The organism is Pseudalkalibacillus sp. SCS-8 (genome assembly GCF_040126055.1).
Lineage (GTDB): Bacteria > Bacillota > Bacilli > Bacillales > Fictibacillaceae > Pseudalkalibacillus > Pseudalkalibacillus nanhaiensis.
In genome coordinates this window covers 1296283-1317691 of record NZ_CP143541.1, presented here as the reverse complement: position 1 = coordinate 1317691, position 21409 = coordinate 1296283, and the positions used below count along the sequence as shown (strand labels likewise).

Below are 21409 nucleotides of genomic sequence, written 5' to 3'. Positions count from 1 at the left end.
ATCAAAAAAAGCTGATTCCACGTTGATTGTGAATCAGCTTTTTTAGTACTTTGACTTGGTTAAAATACCATGACCTTGTGATTTTCTAATCCTGTCTAAAGAACCCGAAAATTCCGGTCGTGTTGACAATGTTGGTGAACGCATGTGGGTCCACCTCTTTAATGGTGTGCTCCAAATCATAGAGCTCATATCGAGTCACCACTATGATGAGCAGGTCTTTTTCCTCATCCGTGAAGCCTCCCTTGGCAGGAATTTTCGTGATTCCACGTACCAATTTTTCATGGATGGCCTTTTGCAGCTCGTCGCCCTTCTTCGTAATAATCATAACAGTCAACTTTTCATGACGAGTGTGGATGACATCAATTACACGGGAGGTGACGTATAAGGTGACAAGTGTATAAAGCGACTTCTCCCAACCATATAATAACCCAGCAGTCAATATAATGAAGGCGTTCAAGGTAAAGAAATAAATCCCGATTGGACGGTCCTTTAATCTTGATAATACCATTGCGACAATATCCATTCCTCCAGTAGAAGCCCCCCACTTAAGGGTGAAACCGATACCGATTGCAGCAATCACTCCACCGAATACTGCATTCAGAAGAATGTCTTCTGAAATGACTTTGATCGGAATGACTTCGAGGAAGAAAGTTGTCGCAGCAACACTGAAAAAGCTGTATACCGTAAACGATTTTCCTACTTTCACCCAACCGAGGATCGCCACTGGCACATTAAGTATGAATAGTAAAATACCGGTCGAAGCTGGAATCGGTGTCTCCTTTAAAACACTAGCCAGCAATTGGGCGATTCCTGTAAATCCACTTGCATATACATTTGCCGGGATCAAGAAATAGTTCAATGAAACGGCTCCGAGTACCGCTCCAAGCAGGATGATCGTTATTTTCTTCAATTCTGAAATGATCGCCATACGAATCCCTACCTTCTTCTCCTAATAGAACGTTCTATTTTTAACAAATCTTCTTTCTATTTGTCAATGGTTATTTGTCACCTTTTAAACAATACGTTGCTTTTTACAGATGACAAGGCTACACTTATAGAAAAGTTATGAATTTGTAATCATTTTTGCGAGGTGTGACTATGTCAATTCAATTAATTGTGGATACTGGATCCGACTTGCCTCAACATGTCATTGACGAAAACAATATTGAGGTACTTCCTTTAGTTGTTCATGTGAACGATGAAGAATATTATGATAAGGAAACCATCCAACCATCCACACTGTATTCCATGATGAAGGACGGTGCTGTTCCGAAGACATCCCAAGTACCTCCTGAACGAATGAAAAGTTTATTCGAAGAGCTTGCAAGTAAAAATCAACCGGCTATCTATCTAACCCTCTCTTCTGAATTATCAGGTACATACCAAACTGCATGTCTCGTAAGGGATCAATTAGTGGAAGAAGGCGTCGATCTTGACCTTACGATCGTCGATTCCAGGAGTGCTTCTCTCGGTTATGGGCTTATCGCCTACTATGTCTCTCAGAAAATAAGGGACGAGAAAACCGATACAGAGCAGGTCGTCACTTACACCAATACCCTTATCGACAAAATCAAACACATTTTTACAGTGGATGATCTCGAGTATCTCGTTCGTGGAGGACGCGTCTCTAAAGCAGCCGGCTTTGTAGGCGGGTTATTGAAGATCAAACCGGTGCTTCATATGGAAGATGGAAAGCTTTTTCCTCTGGAGAAAGTAAGAGGCAGCAAAAAGGTGCTTTCTCGACTGATGGAACTGATTGACGAGCGTGGCAGCCAATTTGAAAACCAGACGATTACAATTTCTCATGCTGATGACCTCACGCGAGCAAACGAGTTAAAAGCCATGATTGAAGACCAGTTGAATGTGAAGAACGTGATGGTGAATACCATCGGTTGTGCCATTGGTGCTCACACGGGACCAGGAACATTGGCTGTATACTTTTTGAATGGAGATCCTGATACGGAATAAATCCTTCCACTAACGTCAAGATTAAGCAACAAGGAGGGATTTCCATGTCCAATACGAAAGACAACGATAAGAAAAAGCGGGATAATCAAGCCCGTCAGGAAATAAAAAATGAAATGCAGGATGCCAATATCAAAAAAGGTACAAGGCAATATTCCAAGAAAACGGACCATCTATAAGCTTTTATACAAAAGGATTGAGGGGGACCTTCGAGGTCTCCCTCTTGCTTTTTCATATCTTGTTCATTGTTTTTCCTTTTATCCTCAATTTCATCAATGCACTTTTCCTCCAGGAACGGACTGTCTCATAAGAAACCCCTTCTCGTTCAGCAAGATCCTTTTGTCTCCCCTGTTCGATCATAACGTATCTCACATATAACAGCTCTCGCTTGGTAAGACCCTTCAAATATTCCTCGACAATCAATTCATCCAAGTAAGGGACCACATACATCGTCTGCATATTTGTTGTATGGTCAGATACTTCAACCCTTTTCCGCATATAAGTCCGGACTTCATGGAGCAATCTACCCTTGATATAGGACTGGACATAAGCTGGGAACGATCCTTTTCCCAAAGTATAACGCTCACATGCCTCCCACAAGGCAATACGACCAATCTGGAAAAGTTCGTCGTATGTTCCTGCGTAGGCATAACGTTTGATCAATTTCTTAATGAGTGGCTCATAGCTTTCAAGCAATCCTTCATAACGATTCATTGAACGACATCCTACCGAAAAGCATGCTTCCCTTTAATTCCGCGGTGTTATGATCGTATTGCTTTTTGAATGGAATTTCACGGGGATAAGAGTCAGATTCCATCAGGATTGCTATGCAGAAAATGTGTACTTCCTGCCTGAATATGGAGGGAATGGGGGTAAACAAGAGGATGGTGTTGAGAAATTATTCTAAGTTAATTTTAATTAGATAGTTGAGGATTCAGCTTCATAAAAAAATGACCCGTTCCGGCTTTGAGAGTTTAAAGCCGAACGGGTCACTTTTATTTTCAAGTAAGTATTTCACCATTAGCATGGGCAATAATAAGAGCGTTTTGAAAAGGCATTCTGAAGCTGACGGTACGCAGGTTCTGGATCATCGTTCGACTCCACAGCCATCGTGATCAAGCTGCTTTCATCGGTTCGATGCTGCAGGATTTCCATCCATTCCTCTTTTGAGAGGATATCTCCATCAAATAATCCTTCTTTTTGTTCCTTTAACTTTTTGTAATCGTTCATATAAACCCATTTTACACCGACCTTTGGGTTCAAGCTCGTGTATGGCTCTTCATTTACTGCACAATAAAGGAGATGGGGAAGATTGACACCGCAGTGGATGGGAAGTCCGATCCACTTCCATGGCCTTGTGTTGATATCGAGCAATTTATATTCGCCGTCTTTTTGATCATATAAGAATTCACATTCAGCGATTCCTTCGTAAGAAAAGGCTTTTAAGACAGAAACGGCACGTTCTGTAAGTTCAGGAGCTTCTATGGATTCTACAAGGCAGGTCGTCCCTGAGCGAGGCGGATAGATTTCCAGCCTTTGCCCGGCCAGTGCCCCTCTTAAATTCTGTTCTCCGTCCATATAAACGACAATCGTGACATATCCGTCCCGGTTTACATCCACGAACTCCTGAGCAATTAGATCGAGTCCTGCATCTTTGGCCTTTGCTGTCATTTCTTCATATTCTTTCAGATTGTTCGCAATGAAAAGCCCTTCCTGAAACGTATCATAGAAAGCTCGTTTGTTGATTGGCTTTAGTACCATCGGGAATGAAAGATCTACTGGAAGCTGTTTATGGTTCGATTCTGTGACTCTCTCATATGCTGGTACGGGAACGCCCAGCTCATTGGCTCTTTTGTACAATGACGATTTATCCAGGATTTCATTGATTGTCTCATAGGAAGAAAACGGCCAAATATAATACTCGGAAAGCTGGTCCGCATATTTCGCCATAGCTAATGCCCACTCATCCATCGATGGAAGGAGAATACATTTTTCCTTGAAGGCAGGACCGATGTCCAATAAATATTGTATGAAGGCTTTCTCAGCAACGACAGGATTTGGACAAACACCACGATGCAGGACATACTTAGAGGAAAATGCCAATCCTCGGTCTTCGCGATCCAACGCAATGATAGGTACACCTTTCCTCCCCAATCCTCTCGCAACAGCTAGTCCGGTTATATGGGAATTGCAGATCAAGACAGGTCTCCTTTTATGGATGTCCGCGTCTTGTACAATCGCTTCTTTCAGCTCACTTGCATTGTAATGAATCGTTGTTGTCATGATGTTCCCCTTTCTTAGATGGCTTTGGAAATGTGATTGAGAAAGATGTTTCATTATCCGTAGACAATACCTGTATCGTACCTTTGTGCTTCTCGACGATTTGTTTGCATACGGATAAACCTAAGCCGGTTCCTAATTGTTTGGTTGAGATAAATGGTTCGAAAATGTCCTCTAATAAATGTTCAGGAATCATCGGCCCATTATTAGAAATATTCAAGTGGATCAGGTCACCCTCTTGGTGTGCTCTAACCTTCACCATACGGTCTACCTCAATTTCGGTCAGTTCCTCGACAGCATTATTCAGGATGTTGAGTAGTACTTGTTTGATCTGTTCTTCTACCCCATACATCTCTAATCCTGATTCAATTTCATGGTTGACATTTATGTTTTCATCCAGAAACCTTGGATAAAGGAATTCGAGCATCCCTTTTACGACCTGATCAAGAGAAAAGTATTCGGATTGGTCGTCCAGCCCTTTCATTTTTGATAAGTATAGAAATTGAGTGATCTTTTTTTCAAGACTCTCAAGCTCTTGCTGGATAATTGTAAAATAGGTAGCCGTTTCAGGGGTAGCTTCCTTTTCAATCATTTGAATGAAACCTTTTATCGATGTCAGAGGATTTCGGAATTCATGTGCAAAACTGGCAGCTACTTGACCGAGGATGGATAACCGATCACTATGCATTTCTTGAATGAAGCGGGTCTTATTATTAATGATCGAGTCTTTTACCCTCGTATACTCCGTTATGGAATGATACATATAGAGATCGAAGAAGTCGTTAACGACAAGCAAGTACTTCATCTGGCTGGCTTCAGATATATCAATACGACTGAAAACCCGATAAATAATGGAACGACCGAGATTGATATTCGATATGAACTCCCCGATGCCCACTTCAGCCTCTACTCGTTCCCGGGCAATTTTCTTTGTCAATTGCTCGATCAATTGCGTGTTCGGATCGTTTATGTAAGCTACGATCAGGCGGATCGTATGCCCGCCATTGATCGTAATCTCATCACGATAAGGATCATCGTCTGATATGGATGCACTATTCAACCATTCAGTCAAGATTGTCTCGTGATAAGTATGGAACAACTCGATCAGTTGGTTCGCATCATCTCTCGTTAATTCATGCCTCTTTTTCATTGTTTTTTCTCCCTCATCCCACTATTACTGCCATTATAACAGACTTAAGAAAAAATGAGGCTTAACTCGAGAGTTTAAAAATGCTCATCAAACTGTTGCAGTTTCTCCAGCATAGACCCGCTTGCCTTTTACCCATACTTGTTCAACACGAATGTTGTGCAGGTCTTTTTCGTCTGCTAATTTCGGGTGCTTTGAAAGGAGCAAGAAATCAGCGTTATACCCTTCCTCTAGCCGTCCTTTTATTTTTTCCGTATATTCCAATAAACGTGGAGTGTACGTAAAAGCTTCAAAGGATTGATCGACGGTCAGCTTTTCTGATGGTACCCATCCTCCTTCAGGTTCATGATTCAAATCCGTCCGATTGACAGCAGCAAAGACGGAAACGAATGGATTCAAGTCACCTATTGGCGCATCAGAGCTTAACGTATATGGGATGTTGTTCTTTTCCAATGACCCGAATGCATCACAGAATGGTGCTAGATCCTCACCTACCCATTTGGCCTTTTGGTCATACTCATCCATCAAGAATGATGGCTGCACTTCAAGATATGGTTTAAGGTCACGCAAACGATCGAGAAGATCCGGCCCTAACGTTTGTGCATGGATAATACGATGTTTAAGTTTATCGACATCAACCTCAGGCTGTTCAAGAGCCTCGATAGCTTGCTCCGTCGCCCTGTCACCTAATGCATGCATGGCAACTTGCATGCCATTTTCAGATGCCAGTCGAACAATGGCATTGAGGTCATCTTGAGAGTAGACAAGATCCCCTGCCGTGTCAGGGTTGTCTTTATAAGGCATCCGCATCGCCGCAGTGTGTAGCCTTTGTGTCCCATCAAGGAAAATCTTGATCGCTCCGACCTTCACCTTCTCACTTCCCTCACCTGTCCGAAGGTCGAATTCATCTAGGAAATGTTCCAAGTCCTCTTTTTGGAAAATGTAGTAATGTAGATAAACATCGACAGGGAGCTTCCCTTCATCCTCAAGCTCTTGGTAGCTTTCCATCAAGATTTTATAATCTTTGATGAAGTTCAGGTCATCTGTATGGACTGAGGTGATCCCATTTCTCAACAAATATGGGACAGCTGCCTCGATTGCATCCTTCGCTTCATCCTTCGGTCTAGCACGGAAATGTCGTTTGATGTAATGGACGGCTGTGTCTTTGAATCTTCCGTTCCATTCACCGTTTTCATCCTTTTCAACGAAATCCTCCGGCACCTTTTCAAGAAACTCCTCTTCCTCTTTCACCTTATCTAGAACCGTTTGATTGACGACACATTCATGTCCATCCCGATGCATGAAGAACATCGGTTTTTCCAGATGGATTTCATCCAAATCCTTTGCCGTCAAAGGATGATCCAGATCGGTGAAATCGTCATCCTCTAAACCTCGGCCGATGATCCAATCGTGTTCTTCCATGTATGGGTAATATTCGCGCACTTCTTTCTTCAAATCTTCCCAGGAAGTAACGCCTCTTAAATCCAGTTCAGTCTTCATCAGACCATATCGGAGGAGATGCAAGTGGGAATCTGTGATACTTATCATGATTGTACGTTGATCCGCATCATAAACGTGCTCCCCTTGTTCCGCAGAACGACCTTCCCTTATCTCTGATATTTTTCCATCTTCGATGAGGATATGATGAATTTGCTCGGGGTCATCTTTCCTGTTTGGTCGATATAGTCGAACGTTATCAATAATCAAAGCCATTCCTCCTTTTCTTTTCTACGTATAACCTTCCCAATCAAATAGGTCTTTCAAACCATTTGATTGCCGAATCACATAATGATTAGATTTCATGAAAACGGTAATAGTATAAGGAACATTAAACACTGACTAATTGAATGAATAGGAAAGGGGAAATACTCGATATGCTTCAACAATTCCTTTATTCACCTCATCAAGAAAAACCAACCGGACAACCTCCTCAACATCAGGATCATCAGCCCGGTACAGAATCTGAAATGGTGCCTACTCCTCAAACCGAAGATACCTATTATAAGGGTAGTGGGAAGCTCAAAGGCAAGAAAGCGATCATTACTGGTGGAGACAGCGGCATCGGGAAAGCGGTAGCCATCTTGTACGCCAAGGAAGGCGCAGATGTTGCGGTCCTCTATCTGAATGAGCATGAGGATGCGAATGAAACGAAGCGTCAGGTCGAGGAAGAAGGTCAGCGTTGCTTACTGATCTCTGGTGATATCGGGGATCAGCAGTTTTGTCAGAATGCCGTTCAACAAGTCATGGCGGAGTTTGGTGCGATTGACATCCTTGTGAACAATGCAGCGGAACAGCATCCTAAGAATGGCATTGAAGAAATCGACCAGGAACAGCTGGAGCGAACGTTCAGGACGAATATCTTTTCATGCTTTTACATGTCGAAAGCCGTTCTCCCTCATCTGAAGAGCGGAAGCACAATCATCAACACAACCTCGGTGACAGCCTATAAAGGGAATGATCATCTTATCGATTACTCTTGTACGAAAGGGGCTATGGTCGCCTTTACAAGATCATTATCTGAAAACCTCATTTCGAGAGGAATCCGAGTCAACGGTGTTGCACCCGGTCCAATCTGGACACCATTGATCCCTTCCACTTTCGATGCGCAACATGTCGGAGAGTTCGGAAAAAATACGCCGATGGGACGTCCTGGACAGCCTGATGAAGTTGCACCGAGTTATGTATTCCTCGCCTCAGATGACGCCAGCTATATATCGGGACAAATGATCCACGTCAACGGTGGAATTATCGTAAATAGTTAAAGATCGTTCCAAAAAACGGCTCTATTAAGTGCCGTTTTTTTGTTGTTGGCTCTGTTTGCTTTTAGTGTTAATACGAAAGGAAATAAAAAGCGTAAGGCGACGACTCCAGCGGGAAAAGCAACAGCTGAAGACCCCGCAGAGCGAGGAACGAGGTCGAGGAGGCTGAAGCGTTGCCCGCGGAAAGCGTCCGCATGAAGCTTTGCAATATCAACAAAATTTTTTAACAGAACCTTGTGTTAGTAAAAACTGGTATTTATGGAATTGGCCTTATACGCTCACTATATGAGTAAAAGGATGAAGGGAATGCCTCGGTATGCACACAATGTGGAAAGGCTCGATCAGCTTCGGTTTGGTGACCATCCCCATCAAACTGTTTGCAGCTACAGAAAACAAGGACATTAAAATGAGACAGCTCCATAAAGAGGATCATAGTCCGATCAAATATGAGAAAAAATGTACAGCATGTGAGGAAACGTTAGAACAGAAAGATATCGTCAAAGCCTACGAATATGAACCAAACAAATTCGTCGAGTTAGAGAAGGATGAACTGGAAGCCTTGGCAAAAGAACAAACCAAATCAATTGAAATCATGGATTTCGTCCACCTATCCGAAGTCGATCCGATTTATTTCGATCGCTCCTATTTCATTGGTCCAGGTGAAAATGGCGCAAAGCCGTACAGTTTATTGAAAACGGCTATGGAAGAGTCAGGGAAAATCGGAATAGCAAAAGTCATGATTCGCTCCAAACAGCATCTAGCAGTCGTACGTGTGTATGATAAAGGACTGCTTCTTGAAACGATCCACTTCCCTGATGAAGTGCGGAACATTGATCTTGTCCCTGAAATCCCGGAAGAGATCGATTTGAACGAAAAAGAATTGAAGATGGCGGTCCAATTGATTGAGCAATTGACAACGGAATTCGACCCCGAAAACTATAAGGATGATTATCGTGAAGCCTTGATGGAAGCAATTCAAAGCAAGGTGAAAGGCGAACAAATCAAGGTCGCCAAACAGCGTCCGAAAGCCGATGTCGTTGACCTAATGGATGCCCTGCAGGCAAGTATTGATGATACGAAACCAAAAAAGAAAAAGAAGAAAACCACGACACGGAAGAAAAAAGCGAGCAGTGAATGATGCGTTACAAACCCATGCTCCCTACCCTCACTTCTGAGCTGCCTTCAGGAAGTGATTGGTGTTTTGAAATTAAATATGATGGCTTTAGATCCCTTCTTTATATTGATAAGAATCTAATCGACCTTTACAGCCGAAATCTCCGTTCCCTCACAACGGAATTTCCAGAAATCATGGAAAAAGCTAAAGATATCCAAAGGAACAAAAAGGATAGCCTTCCTCTTTTATTGGACGGAGAACTATGCATCTTAGAGTCAGATACAAAGGCTTCCTTCGCGAGTATCCAAAAGCGTGGAAGATTAAAAAAAGAAGCAACAATCAGGGAACGAGCAGCTAACACCCCTGCCACTTTACTCGTTTTCGACCTGTTGACTTTATCAGGTAGAACATTAAAGAATCAGCCCTATAGGGAACGGAAGCATCAATTAGAAACCTTAATGAATGATTTATCCTGTCCATTGGTGTCTGTGAACGATCAATCCCGGATTCAATGGATTCCCTCATTCCAAGATGGGAGTCAACTCTTTGAGAGAGTGAAGGATGCGAAAGGCGAAGGTGTGGTCGCAAAGAGGAAAAATAGTCTGTGGCTGGCGGGGAAACGCACCAATGACTGGTTGAAGGTCAAACGACTCTATCGATCCATTTTTATCGTGATAGGATTTGATGAAGGGAACGGGTATGTTCATGTCGGAATTTTACTGGACGACAAGGTACAGCCGATTGGATTATTTTCGCATGGACTCGAAGGAAAAGAACGGGAAGCGTTGATTCAAATCGTTAAAAAGAATCAGGTGGGTAAAACCGGGAATCGGATCACAGTAAACCCGCGAATCTGTGTGGAGTTGGAGTTTCTTGAATTGTACCAGATGCAGTTAAGACATCCGAGATTCATCCAGTTCAGATTGGATATCCATTGGGAGGATTGCACATGGGAAGCACTTCAGAAGCAAATGGAGAATTGAAAATCGGTGAACATACGATTCAAGTTACAAGCCTGGATAAAGTTTTGTATCCTGAGAAGGACATCACCAAACAAGCCTATCTTCAGTACTTGATTGAAGTCCACAAGCGCATGCTCCCATTCTTATCAGACCGGTTTCTGACTGTGAAACGTTATCCTCATGGAATGTATGATGATTTCTTCTATCAGAAGAACTGTCCGGATTATGCTCCGGAATTTGTTCAAACCAAATCAGATGACAAAATCAACTATATCGTATGTAATGAGCTTGCCACCCTTCTTTGGTTAGGGAACCAACTCGCCCTAGAATTTCATATTCCATTCAATACGATTGATTCTCCTTTTCCAACTGAAATCGTGTTTGACCTGGATCCACCATCAAGGAATCATTTCCATCTCGCCGTTAAAGCCGCCATCGAAATCAAAAAAATCCTCGACCGTCTCGAATTGAAGGGTTTTGTCAAGACATCAGGAAACAAAGGCTTGCAAATCTATATCCCACTACAGCGGGATACCTTTTCCTATGATGACACACGGGTGTTCACCAAGTTCATTGCTGAATATCTGGTGAATCAGTTTCCCGGTGACTTCACAATCGAGCGGTTAAAAGAAAACAGGGGATCGAAGTGTTATATTGACTTTCTACAGCATGCTGAAGGAAAAACAATCATTGCTCCGTATTCATTAAGAGGGGTTGATGAAGCACTCGTCGCGACTCCTCTCTATTGGCATGAAGTGGACGAAAAAGTAAGGCCCGAACGTTATTCCATGCATGACGTCCTTGAGCGGATCAAACAAGTCGGCTGTCCATTCTCCGAAATGGAAACTGCCCGAAATAAGCAACCATTCCGCCGTGTATTGGAAGGATTGTTGAGGCAGTGATTCATACCCTTACAGAGAGATGCCCCTTACCCCGGGATACACAAGTCAGCATCTTTTCCTTCCGTTCATCTTCTGTCAAAAAGGTATCATGATGGATCACTTCACCGTTACATACGTTCACTTCACATGTACCACAGACACCCATTCGACAAGCATACGGAACCGGAATCCCCTCTTCACGAAGTGCCTCCAATAAGCTTTGGTTTGACTGGACTTGAACAGTTTTCCCTGTATTCTTTTCGGTAACCGAAAAGGGATATGGCTTCTGTGTGATTTTCGCCGGTCGAAATCGCTCAGAGTGGAGATTTTCATCTGGATAACCAAGATTTTTACAATAGGAAAGATAAGTATCCATAAAGGATGAGGGCCCACATATGTAAATATGTGTTCCAACGGGTTGATCCTCGAGCACCTTCTTTAGCTCTCTTTCTTTCTGTTCTCTTTTCATGAAATAAAAGGTGGATTCATCAGGATAGTTTTCTTTAATGGTGGAGTAAAACGCACATTCATGTTCACTCGATCCTGAATAATGAAGTTCAAAAGGCTGATTCATCCCTTTCAAAAAGGCCATCATTGATAAAAATGGGGTGATTCCGATTCCTGCTGCCAAGAGTAAATGGTGCCTTGCTTCTGTCCGGACGGGGAAGAAATTTTCAGGTCCTGATGCTTCAATGACATCCCCTGTATGGACATGATGATGAAGGAAGGCCGAACCCCCTTCCTTCGTCCCCACATTTTTCACGGCAATCGTGAATTCACTTTTTTCCTGAAACGGATCATTAATAAGGGAATATTGCCTGAGCCCCATCGGAAGCTTGAGTGATAGATGTGCCCCTGCCCCAAAGCCAGGGAGCTTAGCTCGCTCAGAAGTCAGCGTAAAAGATTTTATTGTCGGGGTGACTTGTTCTGTTTTCACTACTCTAAGTTGATAGGTTCTTTGCATGGACGTATTCATTCCTTTATTTAAAAACTGGGTATCCCAGGTAGGCTTGATGAAAAGCCGAAAAATGATCGGAAGGTTCAATGTGGTTCTGACAATTGCTACATTGATACTCCTGATATCTGGGAACTTTTTGTATGTGATGACACTGGGAACAGAAAATCCGCGACGATTCATGTTCTCCTTGAACCACTGTGATGTCCCTATTCGTGAACCCGACTGCTTTTGTAAGCTGGCGTAAGGTTTGCACGTTGTCGTCTGCCAGAATAACCACCTTCGTTCCAAGAGGCTGGCTAGAAAGAAGTTCTTTTAATTCTATTCGTTCATCCAACTGATAGATGGTACAATGACAGCCTTCTTGTTCAATTTCTCTTTTCCTTGACTGTGCTCGTTCTCGATTCTCTTGATCTGTTAAAATAATCGTCCTTTTGTTCATCGAATCATCTTCTCTTTGTCATCCATTGTTTTTTCAAGAAAATGAATGACCTCATCTTTATACTGAGAAATACCTTTGTAATCCGCAATATCAGAAGACAATGTCCTGATATTTTCATAAAACATCTTTAACCATTGCTCATGCTGCACGAGTTCCTCAAGTGATAAAAGGTACGTATGAATTGAAAAGAGGATGTCATGATTGATTGGCAGACGATACAGCCTCTGTACTTCTACTCTGAGATGCACCATTTCTCCAGCATTCTCATGCGTGACTTCTTTCCTCAATCTCCCCCAATCCGCATAGGTTTCCAGTGGGGTATCAAGCTTTTCCGATATGGTAATCGACCAATTTTTACGTTCCCATGCGGTATTTGGTCCGATTCTAGAAATGAAGCGTTCCACCTTTTCAATAAAACCGCTGTCTTTAATTCCTGGTACGGGGTAATGAATGGACTTAAATTCCATTCCGAGGACGAACGTCAGCGACCAATTCGATGGAAAACACAATTGACCAGCTTCTAAAAATAATCCGTCACTACGATCACCCATCAATATGAGATCTTCCTGTACATGACGGCCGACAATATCCAACGGTTCCAAATCAATCGAAGCGTTGTCTCGGAATACAAATTGCACTTCTTCCTCTAAAAGATGATTCTGGAACTTGAATTCCTTGCCGTTTTGGGAAAGTGAAAAATGTGAAGGATACGCCTCGGCTAATTGATGTAGGACGAGACGCAACACTTCCCATTGTGATTCCAGTGATATCGGAAGCGATCTGAAGCAACGGTCATGATTTTGTTGCAACAGTTTCCGCTTCAACATAATCTCTTTTTTATAATCGTCCGTAACCGTAATCATCCATGGTGGATCGAGTAATGAAGAATTATTGGAATACGCATACTCTTCTTTGGAGAACGGAAACGGAAATGAATGAATCGACATCGATGCACACCTCTCAGGATTTCGTTAACATAACACTTCCATAGTTAGTGGATAAATCCTTCAGGAAAATCGAGGCGCAGCGGGGTCAGAGAGTCCGTGATTACATCGCAATATCAATAACGAAACAAGACGACGCATACCATTTAACTATTTGGTATGCGTCGCCCCTGAATGAATTGATCTTTTATTGTTTGTTTTTTCCGCTCGATTGTCTTCGGATGATATGATGATTGACCTTGATGATTCGAGGTGATGCTTCAGGTTGTTCAATGGAATGAAGCAACGTATCGGCTGCTTGATACCCCAATTCGTAAATGTTGATATCAACAGATGTCAGAGACGGTGTTGCCAGTTCAGCAATCATTGCATTGTTGAAACTGGAGACAGAGACATCTTCTGGTACACGCATGCCCATATCATCCAACATCCTCAAAACGCCAAGAGCCATAAGATCATCCGTCACGACAAGTGCGGTTGGCGGGTCATCCAAGTTCATTAAGGACGATACGGCTTTACGTCCTTCTTCTACAGCAAAATCAGCATGGATGACATATTCGCTTCGATAAGGAATCTTTGCATTCTGCAACGCTTTTTCATAACCGAGCAAACGGTCCGTCGTTACGACAAGGCTTAAGCTTCCTCCTACAAAACCGATACGCTCGTGCCCATTTTGAATGTGGAACTCAGTCAATTCTTTGGAAGCACGGAAGTTATCATTGTCGACGTGATTAATTAGATCATCGTGCTTATAAGGCTTACCTACAACAGTGAATGGAAATTTCTGTTCAAACAGATAATTCATGATCCGATCATCCACTCTTGAATAGAGCAATACAATACCATCGACTCTTCGCCCTTGTACCATTCCGACAACAGCCCGGTATATTTCATCCTCAGTGGTACCCGTTGACATTAATAACGTATATTCCTGCTCATGAGCTTTCGTGCTGATTCCCCGTAAAACCTCAGGGAAAAACGGGTTCTGAAAGGCTTTTTCAGCTGAGCTCGGCATTACAATTCCAATTGCACGTGAACTGCGATTCGCGAGGCTTCTTGCCGTGAAGTTCGGATGGTAGCCTAAATAATCCATCGCTTCACGAACCCTGCGCTTCGTATCTTCACTGATCCGCGGATTGTTCGCAATCACTCGAGATACTGTAGAAGGAGCTACATTCGCGAGTTTAGCTACATCTTTAATCGTAATTCCCATGTACGCATCCTCCTGTTGGTTCTTCTAGTTTCATTTTACCATGATTTAGGGAAGCATGTTCAAAAGTTGCGCCAAAACTCCCTATTATCCTTTTGTACCCCCGGCTGTCAATCCAGAGATCAGATAACGTTGGAGGGATAAGAAGAGCAAGGAAATCGGAATCGCAATCAATACCGCTCCCGCTGCGAATTTCGTAAACTCAGCCCCGAACTGTTTGGCAACAAGATTGTAAAGGCCAACTGCAAGCGTATACTTTTCTTCACTTCTAAGAATGATTTTGGCAAGGATGAAGTCCGCAAACGGCGTGATGAAGCTGAACAAAGCGATGACAGCTAAAATCGGTTTAGCTAATGGTAGGATGATCTGCCAGAAAATCCTGAAGTGTCCAGCACCATCAATTCGAGCTGACTCATCCAATTCTTTCGGAATGGTATCAAAGTATCCCTTCGCTAACCATGTATTCATTGGCAGCAATCCACCTGTATACAGGAGAATCAAGGCTAAGTGGGTATCAATCAACTTCGTAACCACCGCAAGGACATAGATGGCGATCAACGCTGCGAAGTTAGGAATCATTTGTAAAATCAAGAACGTCATCAAACCATTTTTCCGACCGACAAAACGATATCTTGAGAAGGTATAACCCATCAAGGCAATCATCGTAACCGAAAGGACCATCGTTATTGTACAAATCTTCAATGTGTTCCAATACCAAATCAAGTATTTGCTCTGATCAAGATCGAACAGTTCCTTGTAGTGATTCAGTGTGGCGTTCTTCGGAATGATCGTTGATCCAGACAGACTGTTTCCTGGATTGAACGATGATCCTACGATCCAAAGGACAGGATAGATCACGATCGTAAGCGCAATGAAAATGGCGATATAGGATAAGGTGAGTCGGATCAACTTCTGTTTTTTCATGCTCATGTTAGATCATATCCTCCTCTTTGAACGATTTCGTCCTGCGGAATTGCCATAACGCAACTGATACGACAATTACGGAAAGGACCATCGTTATGGCTGCTGCTTTCGCATATTGCTTCGACTCCAATGTCAGACTGTAAATCCATGAGATAAGGATATCCGTCGAACCTGCTGTCTGACCCGGCATTGGCGGACCTCCCCCATTGAACAGGAAGATGACATTGAAGTTGTTGAAATTGAAAGTGTATTGGGTAATGAGAATCGGTGCAATTGCGTATAAAATCATCGGTAGCGTTATGGTTCTGAATTTCTGGAGCATGGTTGCTCCGTCTACAGTAGCTGCTTCGTATTGTTCCTCTGGAATGGATTGCAGTACCCCCGTAACCATCGCGAAGATGAACGGGAATCCTAACCATGACTGGATGAGGATAAGCGCAACTTTTGCCCAGAATGGACTGGTCAACCATGGAATCGGATCAATGCCGAATAAAGCGAGCACATCATTATTGATTGCGCCAAAGGATTCATTGAACATACCAGCAAATACGAGAATAGATACGAAGGCTGGAATCGCCCAAGGTAAAATTAAGATCGTCCTGAACAGCTTTTTGAACCTCAAGTCCTTCTGATTCAATAACACCGCCAAGAAAATCCCGATGGCGATCTGGATTGTCGTAGCGACGAATGTCCAGATAATCGTCCATGAAAGGACACTGAAGAATGTCTTTCTCCAAATATCCAGTTTGAAAATATCGATGAAGTTCTGAATGCCGATCCAATCCACTAATTTAGCAGGAGGTGAGTGATAGAGATCATAGTTCGTGAATGCCAGCAAAATAACGAATAGGATTGGAAAAATAACGACGAAAATCAGTAAAAATACACCTGGTGAAAGCATCAAATAAGGAAAGCCGGTATCGACGACGTTCCGATATTGCTCCCTGATGGAATGCAGCCGAAGTCCTGAATCCCTCTTCTTCCCATTTACATAAGCATCATAAAGGTTCAAAGCATATACACCTAGTCCAATGGCAAGGACAAGAATTGCAATGATCCCTTCTACCATCAAAAAAATGGAGTGATCCCGAGGGAGCTTTTCCCCAAGGGTCACAATCCCCCAAAGACCCATGTTGAGCAAGTCTTTAAACGCAATGATGAAAGAGAAAGTTAAAATGATGAATGCAAGGGCTTTTAAATATTGCCGGTTATAAAGCTGCCCAAAACCGGGAATGAGGGACAAGAACAATGCTCTTTTCCGATGTTTCGTTGCCTTTGAAGTCTTGTCAGTCATAAATGCTCCTTGTCCTTTCTATCCTGATAATCAATTGATCAAGCTTTTGGCGATAGGTGAAGCTTGGTAAGCTCTTTATTTACGTCGGTTAATAAAGTTGAAGCAGTACCCCGGTTCGGAGGTACCGCCTCATTTTCAAACGTCTTAGTTTCCAGCGCCTGTCGCTTCAATTTGTTGCTTGATCGTTTTCGTTGCATCTTCAAGTGCTGGCTTCGGTTCTTGTTTTCCTGTTACGATCAACTGAAGAGCGTTCGCCATCGGCTCCCAAACTTGACCCATTTGAGGGATGTTCGGCATAGGTGTACCACGTTGCGATTGGACTGCCACAGCTTTTGCCCCTTCATTGTCAGCAATGATCGGATCTTCAATCAACGAGTTGACTGGAGGAATTTCACCAGTTTTTTCGTAACGAATCTTTGCATTTTCAGCGTTTGTAAGCCACTCGACAAGTTTTGTAGCCCATTCTTTGTTTTCAGAATAAGCTGATACATGCCATCCTTTTACACCGATGAAGGTTTGTGGATATTCACCATTCGGCAATTCAGGAAGTGGAGCGACACCGATCTCAATCCCTGCATCCTTCATGCCTTTGAAAGCCCATGGTCCGTTCATGACAGAAGCGACTTTACCTTCGTTGAACAATCCATCCATCGCCGCACCGCCGTTTTCACCAACAATTCCTTTCGGGAACAAGCCCTCTTCATACCATTTCTGGATGTATTCAGCGCCATCTACGGCCCCTTCGTTATTTAGACCGATATTACTTGCATCAAGTCCTTCGTCTGTACGGTCGAATACGTAACCACCGTTTGCAGCCATGATTGCATTTGCAAAGTAGAAGTTATCCCAAAGTGCAAGGAATCCGTAATTACCACCCTTAGTGAAATCCTTTGAGAATGTATAAAGCTCATCGAACGTTTCAGGTGCCTTGTCCATAAGTGCTTTGTTATAAATGAAGACTGGTGTTTCTGTCGCTTTCGGTAAACCGTAAAGCTCTCCTTCGAATGTTTGAGCTTGGATAGAAGATTCTGTGAATGTATCAATCACCTTCTGATCTACATCCAGCGGAGCAAGCAAGCCTTGCGTTGCCATAGAACCGATTTGGTCATGTGGTAATGTCAACACATCTGGTCCTGTTCCAGCTGGTGCATCCAAAGGCAATTGTTCACGAATTTCATCTGCCATACCAAGCTCACGGAAAGTGACCTTGATGCCATACTTCTCTTCGAAACTCTTAATAGCAGGTTCAAGTGCTACCCCTTTTTCTTTATCTTCCCAAACAACAAGTTCTTCTGGCTTGTCACTTGGTTCCTTTTTTTCAGATGATCCTTCTCCATCATCCTGCGGACCACAAGCGGCAAGCATCGATACTGCCAATCCAGCAGTCAATGAAACATTCAAAAACTTCTTTAACATAAATTGACCTCCCCTAATAGGCGTTTTTAGCACGTATGTTTTTGTGAAAACGTTTGCACTGATTAATTTGATTATACATAGAGAAAAAAGTTTCTGCAACCGTTTGCATAACTTTTTCTATTAAATTATGATTGATTAAAATAAGTCTGCTGAAAAAGAGGTGTTCCCATTGTTGAAATCCGCAATCTACCATCGCCCGAAAGATAACTATGCCTATGCCCGTTCTGAAACTACACTCCACATCCGATTAAGAACTGAAAAGAATGATCTAGAGCAGGTTTTCCTCATATATGGAGATCCTTATGTATGGAAGGATGAACAGTGGCAGAACCAGAAGAAACCCATGTACTTGGAAGGTTCTGATGAGCTGTTTGATTATTGGTTGGTTGAAGTAGAACCGGAGTTTCGTAGATTACGATATGGATTCGAACTAAGTGATGGAAAAGAGACACTCATATATGGAGAAAAAGGATTTTCAGATGAAGATCCAAAGGATACGAATTTCTTCTTCTGTTTTCCATTCCTGAATGCAATTGATGTATTCCGTGCCCCAAGCTGGGTAAAGAGCACGGTATGGTACCAAATCTTCCCCGAACGCTTTGCAAATGGTGATCCAACACTCGATCCAGAAGGGACGCTTCCATGGAATAGTGTGTCACCTGAAGTGGACAGCTTCTTTGGTGGCGATTTTCAAGGGGTAATCGATCATCTTGATCATCTCGTCGCACTAGGTGTTACAGGTATTTACTTTACGCCGATTTTCAAGGCTCATTCCAATCACAAGTATGATACGATCGATTATTTTGAAATCGATCCTCAATTTGGTGACAAGGAAACATTCAAGGAGCTCATTCGCCAATGTCATAGTCGAGGAATTCGCGTCATGCTTGATGCAGTCTTCAACCATAGCGGTTATTTCTTTGAACCTTTCCAGGATGTCCTTAAGAACCAAGATAACTCGAAGTACAAGGATTGGTTTCATATTCATGAATTTCCGATTAAAGAAGAACCTGTCCCATCCTATGATGCATTCGCGTTCGTGCCATCCATGCCGAAGCTGAATACTGAAAATCCTGATGTACGTGATTACCTATTGAATGTCGGGAAATATTGGGTAGAAGAGTTTGATATCGATGGCTGGCGTCTAGATGTTGCGAATGAAGTGGATCACGCGTTTTGGCGCGACTTCAGAAAAGCCGTTAAGAGTATAAAGCCCGAAGTTTATATCCTCGGGGAAATTTGGCATGACTCGATGCCTTGGTTACAGGGCGATCAATTCGATGCTGTCATGAATTATCCTTTCACGAACGCGGTCCTTGATTATTTCGCAAAAGGTACGATAGACGGAAAAGCGTTTACTGAACAGATTACAAAATGGATGGTCGCTTATCCGATGAATGTGAACGATGTCGCATTCAACCTGCTTGGAAGCCATGATACCCCTCGGATTTTGACCATTGCTGATGGTGATAAGAATCGTGTTAAGCAGCTGTTCCTCTTCCAGCTCACTTTCCCCGGGACGCCTTGTATCTATTATGGGGACGAAATCGGGATGGACGGTAAGGGCGATCCGGACTGCAGAAAGTGCATGGTCTGGGAGGAAGAACAACAGGATGTCGAACTGTTCAGGTTCGTATCTAAATTGATTCACCTACGAAAAAAGCATCGCGCTTTGCAAGGGGATGGGACATTTCGATTTCTGACGCAGGAAGATGTAGACATACTCGTATATGAGCGCAGGTTTGAAGACGAAACGATTGCAATTTTGATTAATACTACTGGTGAAGAAAAACGCGTCGTGTTAGGCGAAGAATTTGAAGAAGGAAAACAGCTCCACGATCTATGGAACGATGAAACCTTCCAATCAACAGGAAAAATCGGAATACCAGCTGGGGAATTCAGGATGATACGATCTGTGGATTAGAGTACGTCCGGAAAGTCTTTGTTGGCGTGGTGATAGATCTCTTTTAATGGGAGGGTGTACGTTCTTCCGTTCAGGGATACATTCATCCTTTGTAAAAGCTTGTACATGGTTGTTCTGGAATCAACCCCCAGAAAAGCTCTGATTTGTCGGTTTGTGAACGATTGGTTGAAAAGTAGTCCATAATCCGCTATTGCTGAAAGATAGGCTGAAAGAGATTCTGTTTTGCAAACCGGACAAATCCATCTTGTCCGGTTTTTTTGTCTTGGTATAGGAACCAGGTAACAGTTCGGACAGCTGACACCTGTGAGAATATCGGATGGTTTAAAGTTGTACATTTGTAATACATCCGAAAGTAATGGCTCGTTCTGTTTTCTCAGCTTTCGAGTGACTTTTTTTATTTCATTGTGTGTAAGAATTGCGTTCGGATAGTTGGCTGTAAATTGTTCAAAATTTTCAGGGAGTGAATGCTTATGGATGATCCAGTTTGAAATGTGGTGGTTATTGATTGAAGTACTTAGTATTGTTTTCGGGTTGCTGATGGTTATGAGGTATTTAATCGGGGCGATGGGAAGCTTATTCTTGTTCAACCATTTTTCGAGCTGCTTTTTCTGGGTCTCTACCTGGATTGTCGGGTCGAGGATACCTGATTTCGATCCATCCTGGTTTTTACGAATGAGTTGATTGAAGACTGGATCAAAGTATAATTCACCGAAAATATTTTTCACTTCTATAATTGTGTAAAAGTACCGGGATAACACTAGGAAATCAATTTGAAAATACTTGTCTCCGATAGGGATACGAACGTCATGAAGAATGACAAATTGATCAGAAGGCAAATAACGAAGCTGGTATTCAACGCTGACCTCCCCTTTATAGCCTGTGATCAACTTTTTCAGTCTTGTTTTTATGAGAGGATGTTTCGCGTGTTGGGGATCTTTCGCGGGACTTCTATTGAGCATGACCATAAGCTGAAGAGCGGTCAGCGGTTTCATCAATTCCATTGCATCACTCCTTCGTATTCATTCCTCGATTAATTCTTCATTCTCCGTGGAAACTCCTTCTAGATGTAAATTATGAACCTAGATTGGACTAAAACGAACCAAATCAAATAATTATGAACCTAGTTCTGAAATTATGAACCTAGATCAGAAATTTTGAACCTAGATCAGAAATTTTGAACCTAGTTCACAAT

Annotated in this window: 20 protein-coding genes; 7 read left to right on the top strand and 13 right to left on the bottom strand. The window is 42.7% G+C overall.

Features of this window, described 5'->3' with window-relative positions:
- Window positions 1–85: 85 nt before the first annotated feature.
- A complete protein-coding gene (locus V1497_RS06775) occupies window positions 86–928 on the bottom strand; it encodes a YitT family protein (RefSeq protein ID WP_349410220.1) in 843 nt (280 codons plus the stop codon).
- Between the two features lie 170 nt (window positions 929–1098).
- Between V1497_RS06775 and V1497_RS06770 the strand changes: the two genes are divergently transcribed.
- Window positions 1099–1968 (top strand): DegV family protein, encoded by an 870-nt coding sequence (locus V1497_RS06770; protein ID WP_349410219.1) that lies wholly within the window; start codon window positions 1099–1101, stop codon window positions 1966–1968.
- 44 nt (window positions 1969–2012) lie between these two features.
- Window positions 2013–2144 carry a DUF3941 domain-containing protein gene (locus V1497_RS06765; RefSeq protein WP_349410218.1) on the top strand — a complete coding sequence of 44 codons (132 nt, stop codon included), beginning with the start codon at window positions 2013–2015 and terminating at the stop codon, window positions 2142–2144.
- 52 nt (window positions 2145–2196) lie between these two features.
- Here the strand turns inward: V1497_RS06765 and V1497_RS06760 are convergent, their stop codons facing one another.
- The 4 genes from V1497_RS06760 to V1497_RS06745 form a co-directional block, all read right to left on the bottom strand.
- Window positions 2197–2679: a sigma-70 family RNA polymerase sigma factor gene (locus V1497_RS06760; RefSeq protein WP_349410217.1), complete on the bottom strand. Its 483-nt coding sequence runs from the start codon at window positions 2677–2679 to the stop codon at window positions 2197–2199.
- Between the two features lie 306 nt (window positions 2680–2985).
- On the bottom strand, window positions 2986–4248 hold the full coding sequence (locus V1497_RS06755) for a hypothetical protein (RefSeq protein ID WP_349410216.1): 1263 nt from the start codon (window positions 4246–4248) through the stop codon (window positions 2986–2988).
- A complete protein-coding gene (locus tag V1497_RS06750) occupies window positions 4217–5395 on the bottom strand; it encodes a histidine kinase N-terminal domain-containing protein (RefSeq protein ID WP_349410215.1) in 1179 nt (392 codons plus the stop codon). The genes V1497_RS06755 and V1497_RS06750 overlap by 32 nt, the downstream gene beginning before the upstream one ends.
- Before the next feature lie 87 nt (window positions 5396–5482).
- Window positions 5483–7105, bottom strand: a complete 1623-nt coding sequence (locus V1497_RS06745; protein ID WP_414703606.1) for an amidohydrolase — start codon at window positions 7103–7105, stop codon at window positions 5483–5485.
- Between the two features lie 161 nt (window positions 7106–7266).
- Here V1497_RS06745 and V1497_RS06740 point away from each other — a divergent pair, with 161 nt between their 5' ends.
- From V1497_RS06740 to ligD (V1497_RS06725), 4 genes are all read left to right on the top strand, one after another.
- The gene (locus V1497_RS06740) at window positions 7267–8154 is read left to right on the top strand and encodes an SDR family oxidoreductase (RefSeq protein ID WP_349410213.1); all 888 of its coding nucleotides are present in this window, start codon (window positions 7267–7269) and stop codon (window positions 8152–8154) included.
- Window positions 8155–8467: 313 nt separating this feature from the next.
- Window positions 8468–9289, top strand: a complete 822-nt coding sequence (locus V1497_RS06735) for a Ku protein (RefSeq protein ID WP_349410212.1) — start codon at window positions 8468–8470, stop codon at window positions 9287–9289.
- Entirely contained in the window at window positions 9286–10248 is a 963-nt protein-coding gene (ligD, locus tag V1497_RS06730) for a non-homologous end-joining DNA ligase (RefSeq protein ID WP_349410210.1), read from the top strand. The genes V1497_RS06735 and ligD (V1497_RS06730) overlap by 4 nt, the downstream gene beginning before the upstream one ends.
- Entirely contained in the window at window positions 10215–11129 is a 915-nt protein-coding gene (ligD, locus tag V1497_RS06725) for a non-homologous end-joining DNA ligase (RefSeq protein ID WP_349410209.1), read from the top strand. Before ligD (V1497_RS06730) ends, ligD (V1497_RS06725) begins: the two co-directional genes overlap by 34 nt.
- Window position 11130: 1 nt before the next feature.
- Here the strand turns inward: ligD (V1497_RS06725) and V1497_RS06720 are convergent, their stop codons facing one another.
- The 7 genes from V1497_RS06720 to V1497_RS06695 all read right to left on the bottom strand — a co-directional run bounded on the left by V1497_RS06720 (window position 11131) and on the right by V1497_RS06695 (window position 18293).
- Window positions 11131–11937 (bottom strand): PDR/VanB family oxidoreductase, encoded by an 807-nt coding sequence (locus tag V1497_RS06720; RefSeq protein ID WP_414703633.1) that lies wholly within the window; start codon window positions 11935–11937, stop codon window positions 11131–11133.
- Between the two features lie 151 nt (window positions 11938–12088).
- Window positions 12089–12505, bottom strand: coding sequence for a hypothetical protein (locus V1497_RS18685; protein WP_414703605.1), 417 nt, complete (start codon window positions 12503–12505; stop codon window positions 12089–12091).
- Window positions 12502–13452 carry a DUF3445 domain-containing protein gene (locus V1497_RS06715; protein ID WP_349410207.1) on the bottom strand — a complete coding sequence of 317 codons (951 nt, stop codon included), beginning with the start codon at window positions 13450–13452 and terminating at the stop codon, window positions 12502–12504. Before V1497_RS06715 ends, V1497_RS18685 begins: the two co-directional genes overlap by 4 nt.
- A gap of 184 nt (window positions 13453–13636) precedes the next feature.
- Entirely contained in the window at window positions 13637–14662 is a 1026-nt protein-coding gene (locus V1497_RS06710; protein WP_349410206.1) for a LacI family DNA-binding transcriptional regulator, read from the bottom strand.
- A gap of 84 nt (window positions 14663–14746) precedes the next feature.
- On the bottom strand, window positions 14747–15589 hold the full coding sequence (locus tag V1497_RS06705) for a sugar ABC transporter permease (RefSeq protein WP_349410205.1): 843 nt from the start codon (window positions 15587–15589) through the stop codon (window positions 14747–14749).
- Between the two features lies 1 nt (window position 15590).
- Window positions 15591–16877: a sugar ABC transporter permease gene (locus V1497_RS06700; RefSeq protein WP_349410204.1), complete on the bottom strand. Its 1287-nt coding sequence runs from the start codon at window positions 16875–16877 to the stop codon at window positions 15591–15593.
- A 144-nt stretch (window positions 16878–17021) separates the two neighbouring features.
- Window positions 17022–18293: an extracellular solute-binding protein gene (locus V1497_RS06695; protein WP_349410203.1), complete on the bottom strand. Its 1272-nt coding sequence runs from the start codon at window positions 18291–18293 to the stop codon at window positions 17022–17024.
- A 169-nt stretch (window positions 18294–18462) separates the two neighbouring features.
- Here V1497_RS06695 and V1497_RS06690 point away from each other — a divergent pair, with 169 nt between their 5' ends.
- Window positions 18463–20217 carry an alpha-glycosidase gene (locus V1497_RS06690; RefSeq protein WP_349410202.1) on the top strand — a complete coding sequence of 585 codons (1755 nt, stop codon included), beginning with the start codon at window positions 18463–18465 and terminating at the stop codon, window positions 20215–20217.
- Here the strand turns inward: V1497_RS06690 and V1497_RS06685 are convergent.
- Entirely contained in the window at window positions 20214–21218 is a 1005-nt protein-coding gene (locus V1497_RS06685; protein ID WP_349410201.1) for a nuclease-related domain-containing protein, read from the bottom strand. The genes V1497_RS06690 and V1497_RS06685 overlap by 4 nt on opposite strands.
- Between the last annotated feature and the right edge of the window lie 191 nt (window positions 21219–21409).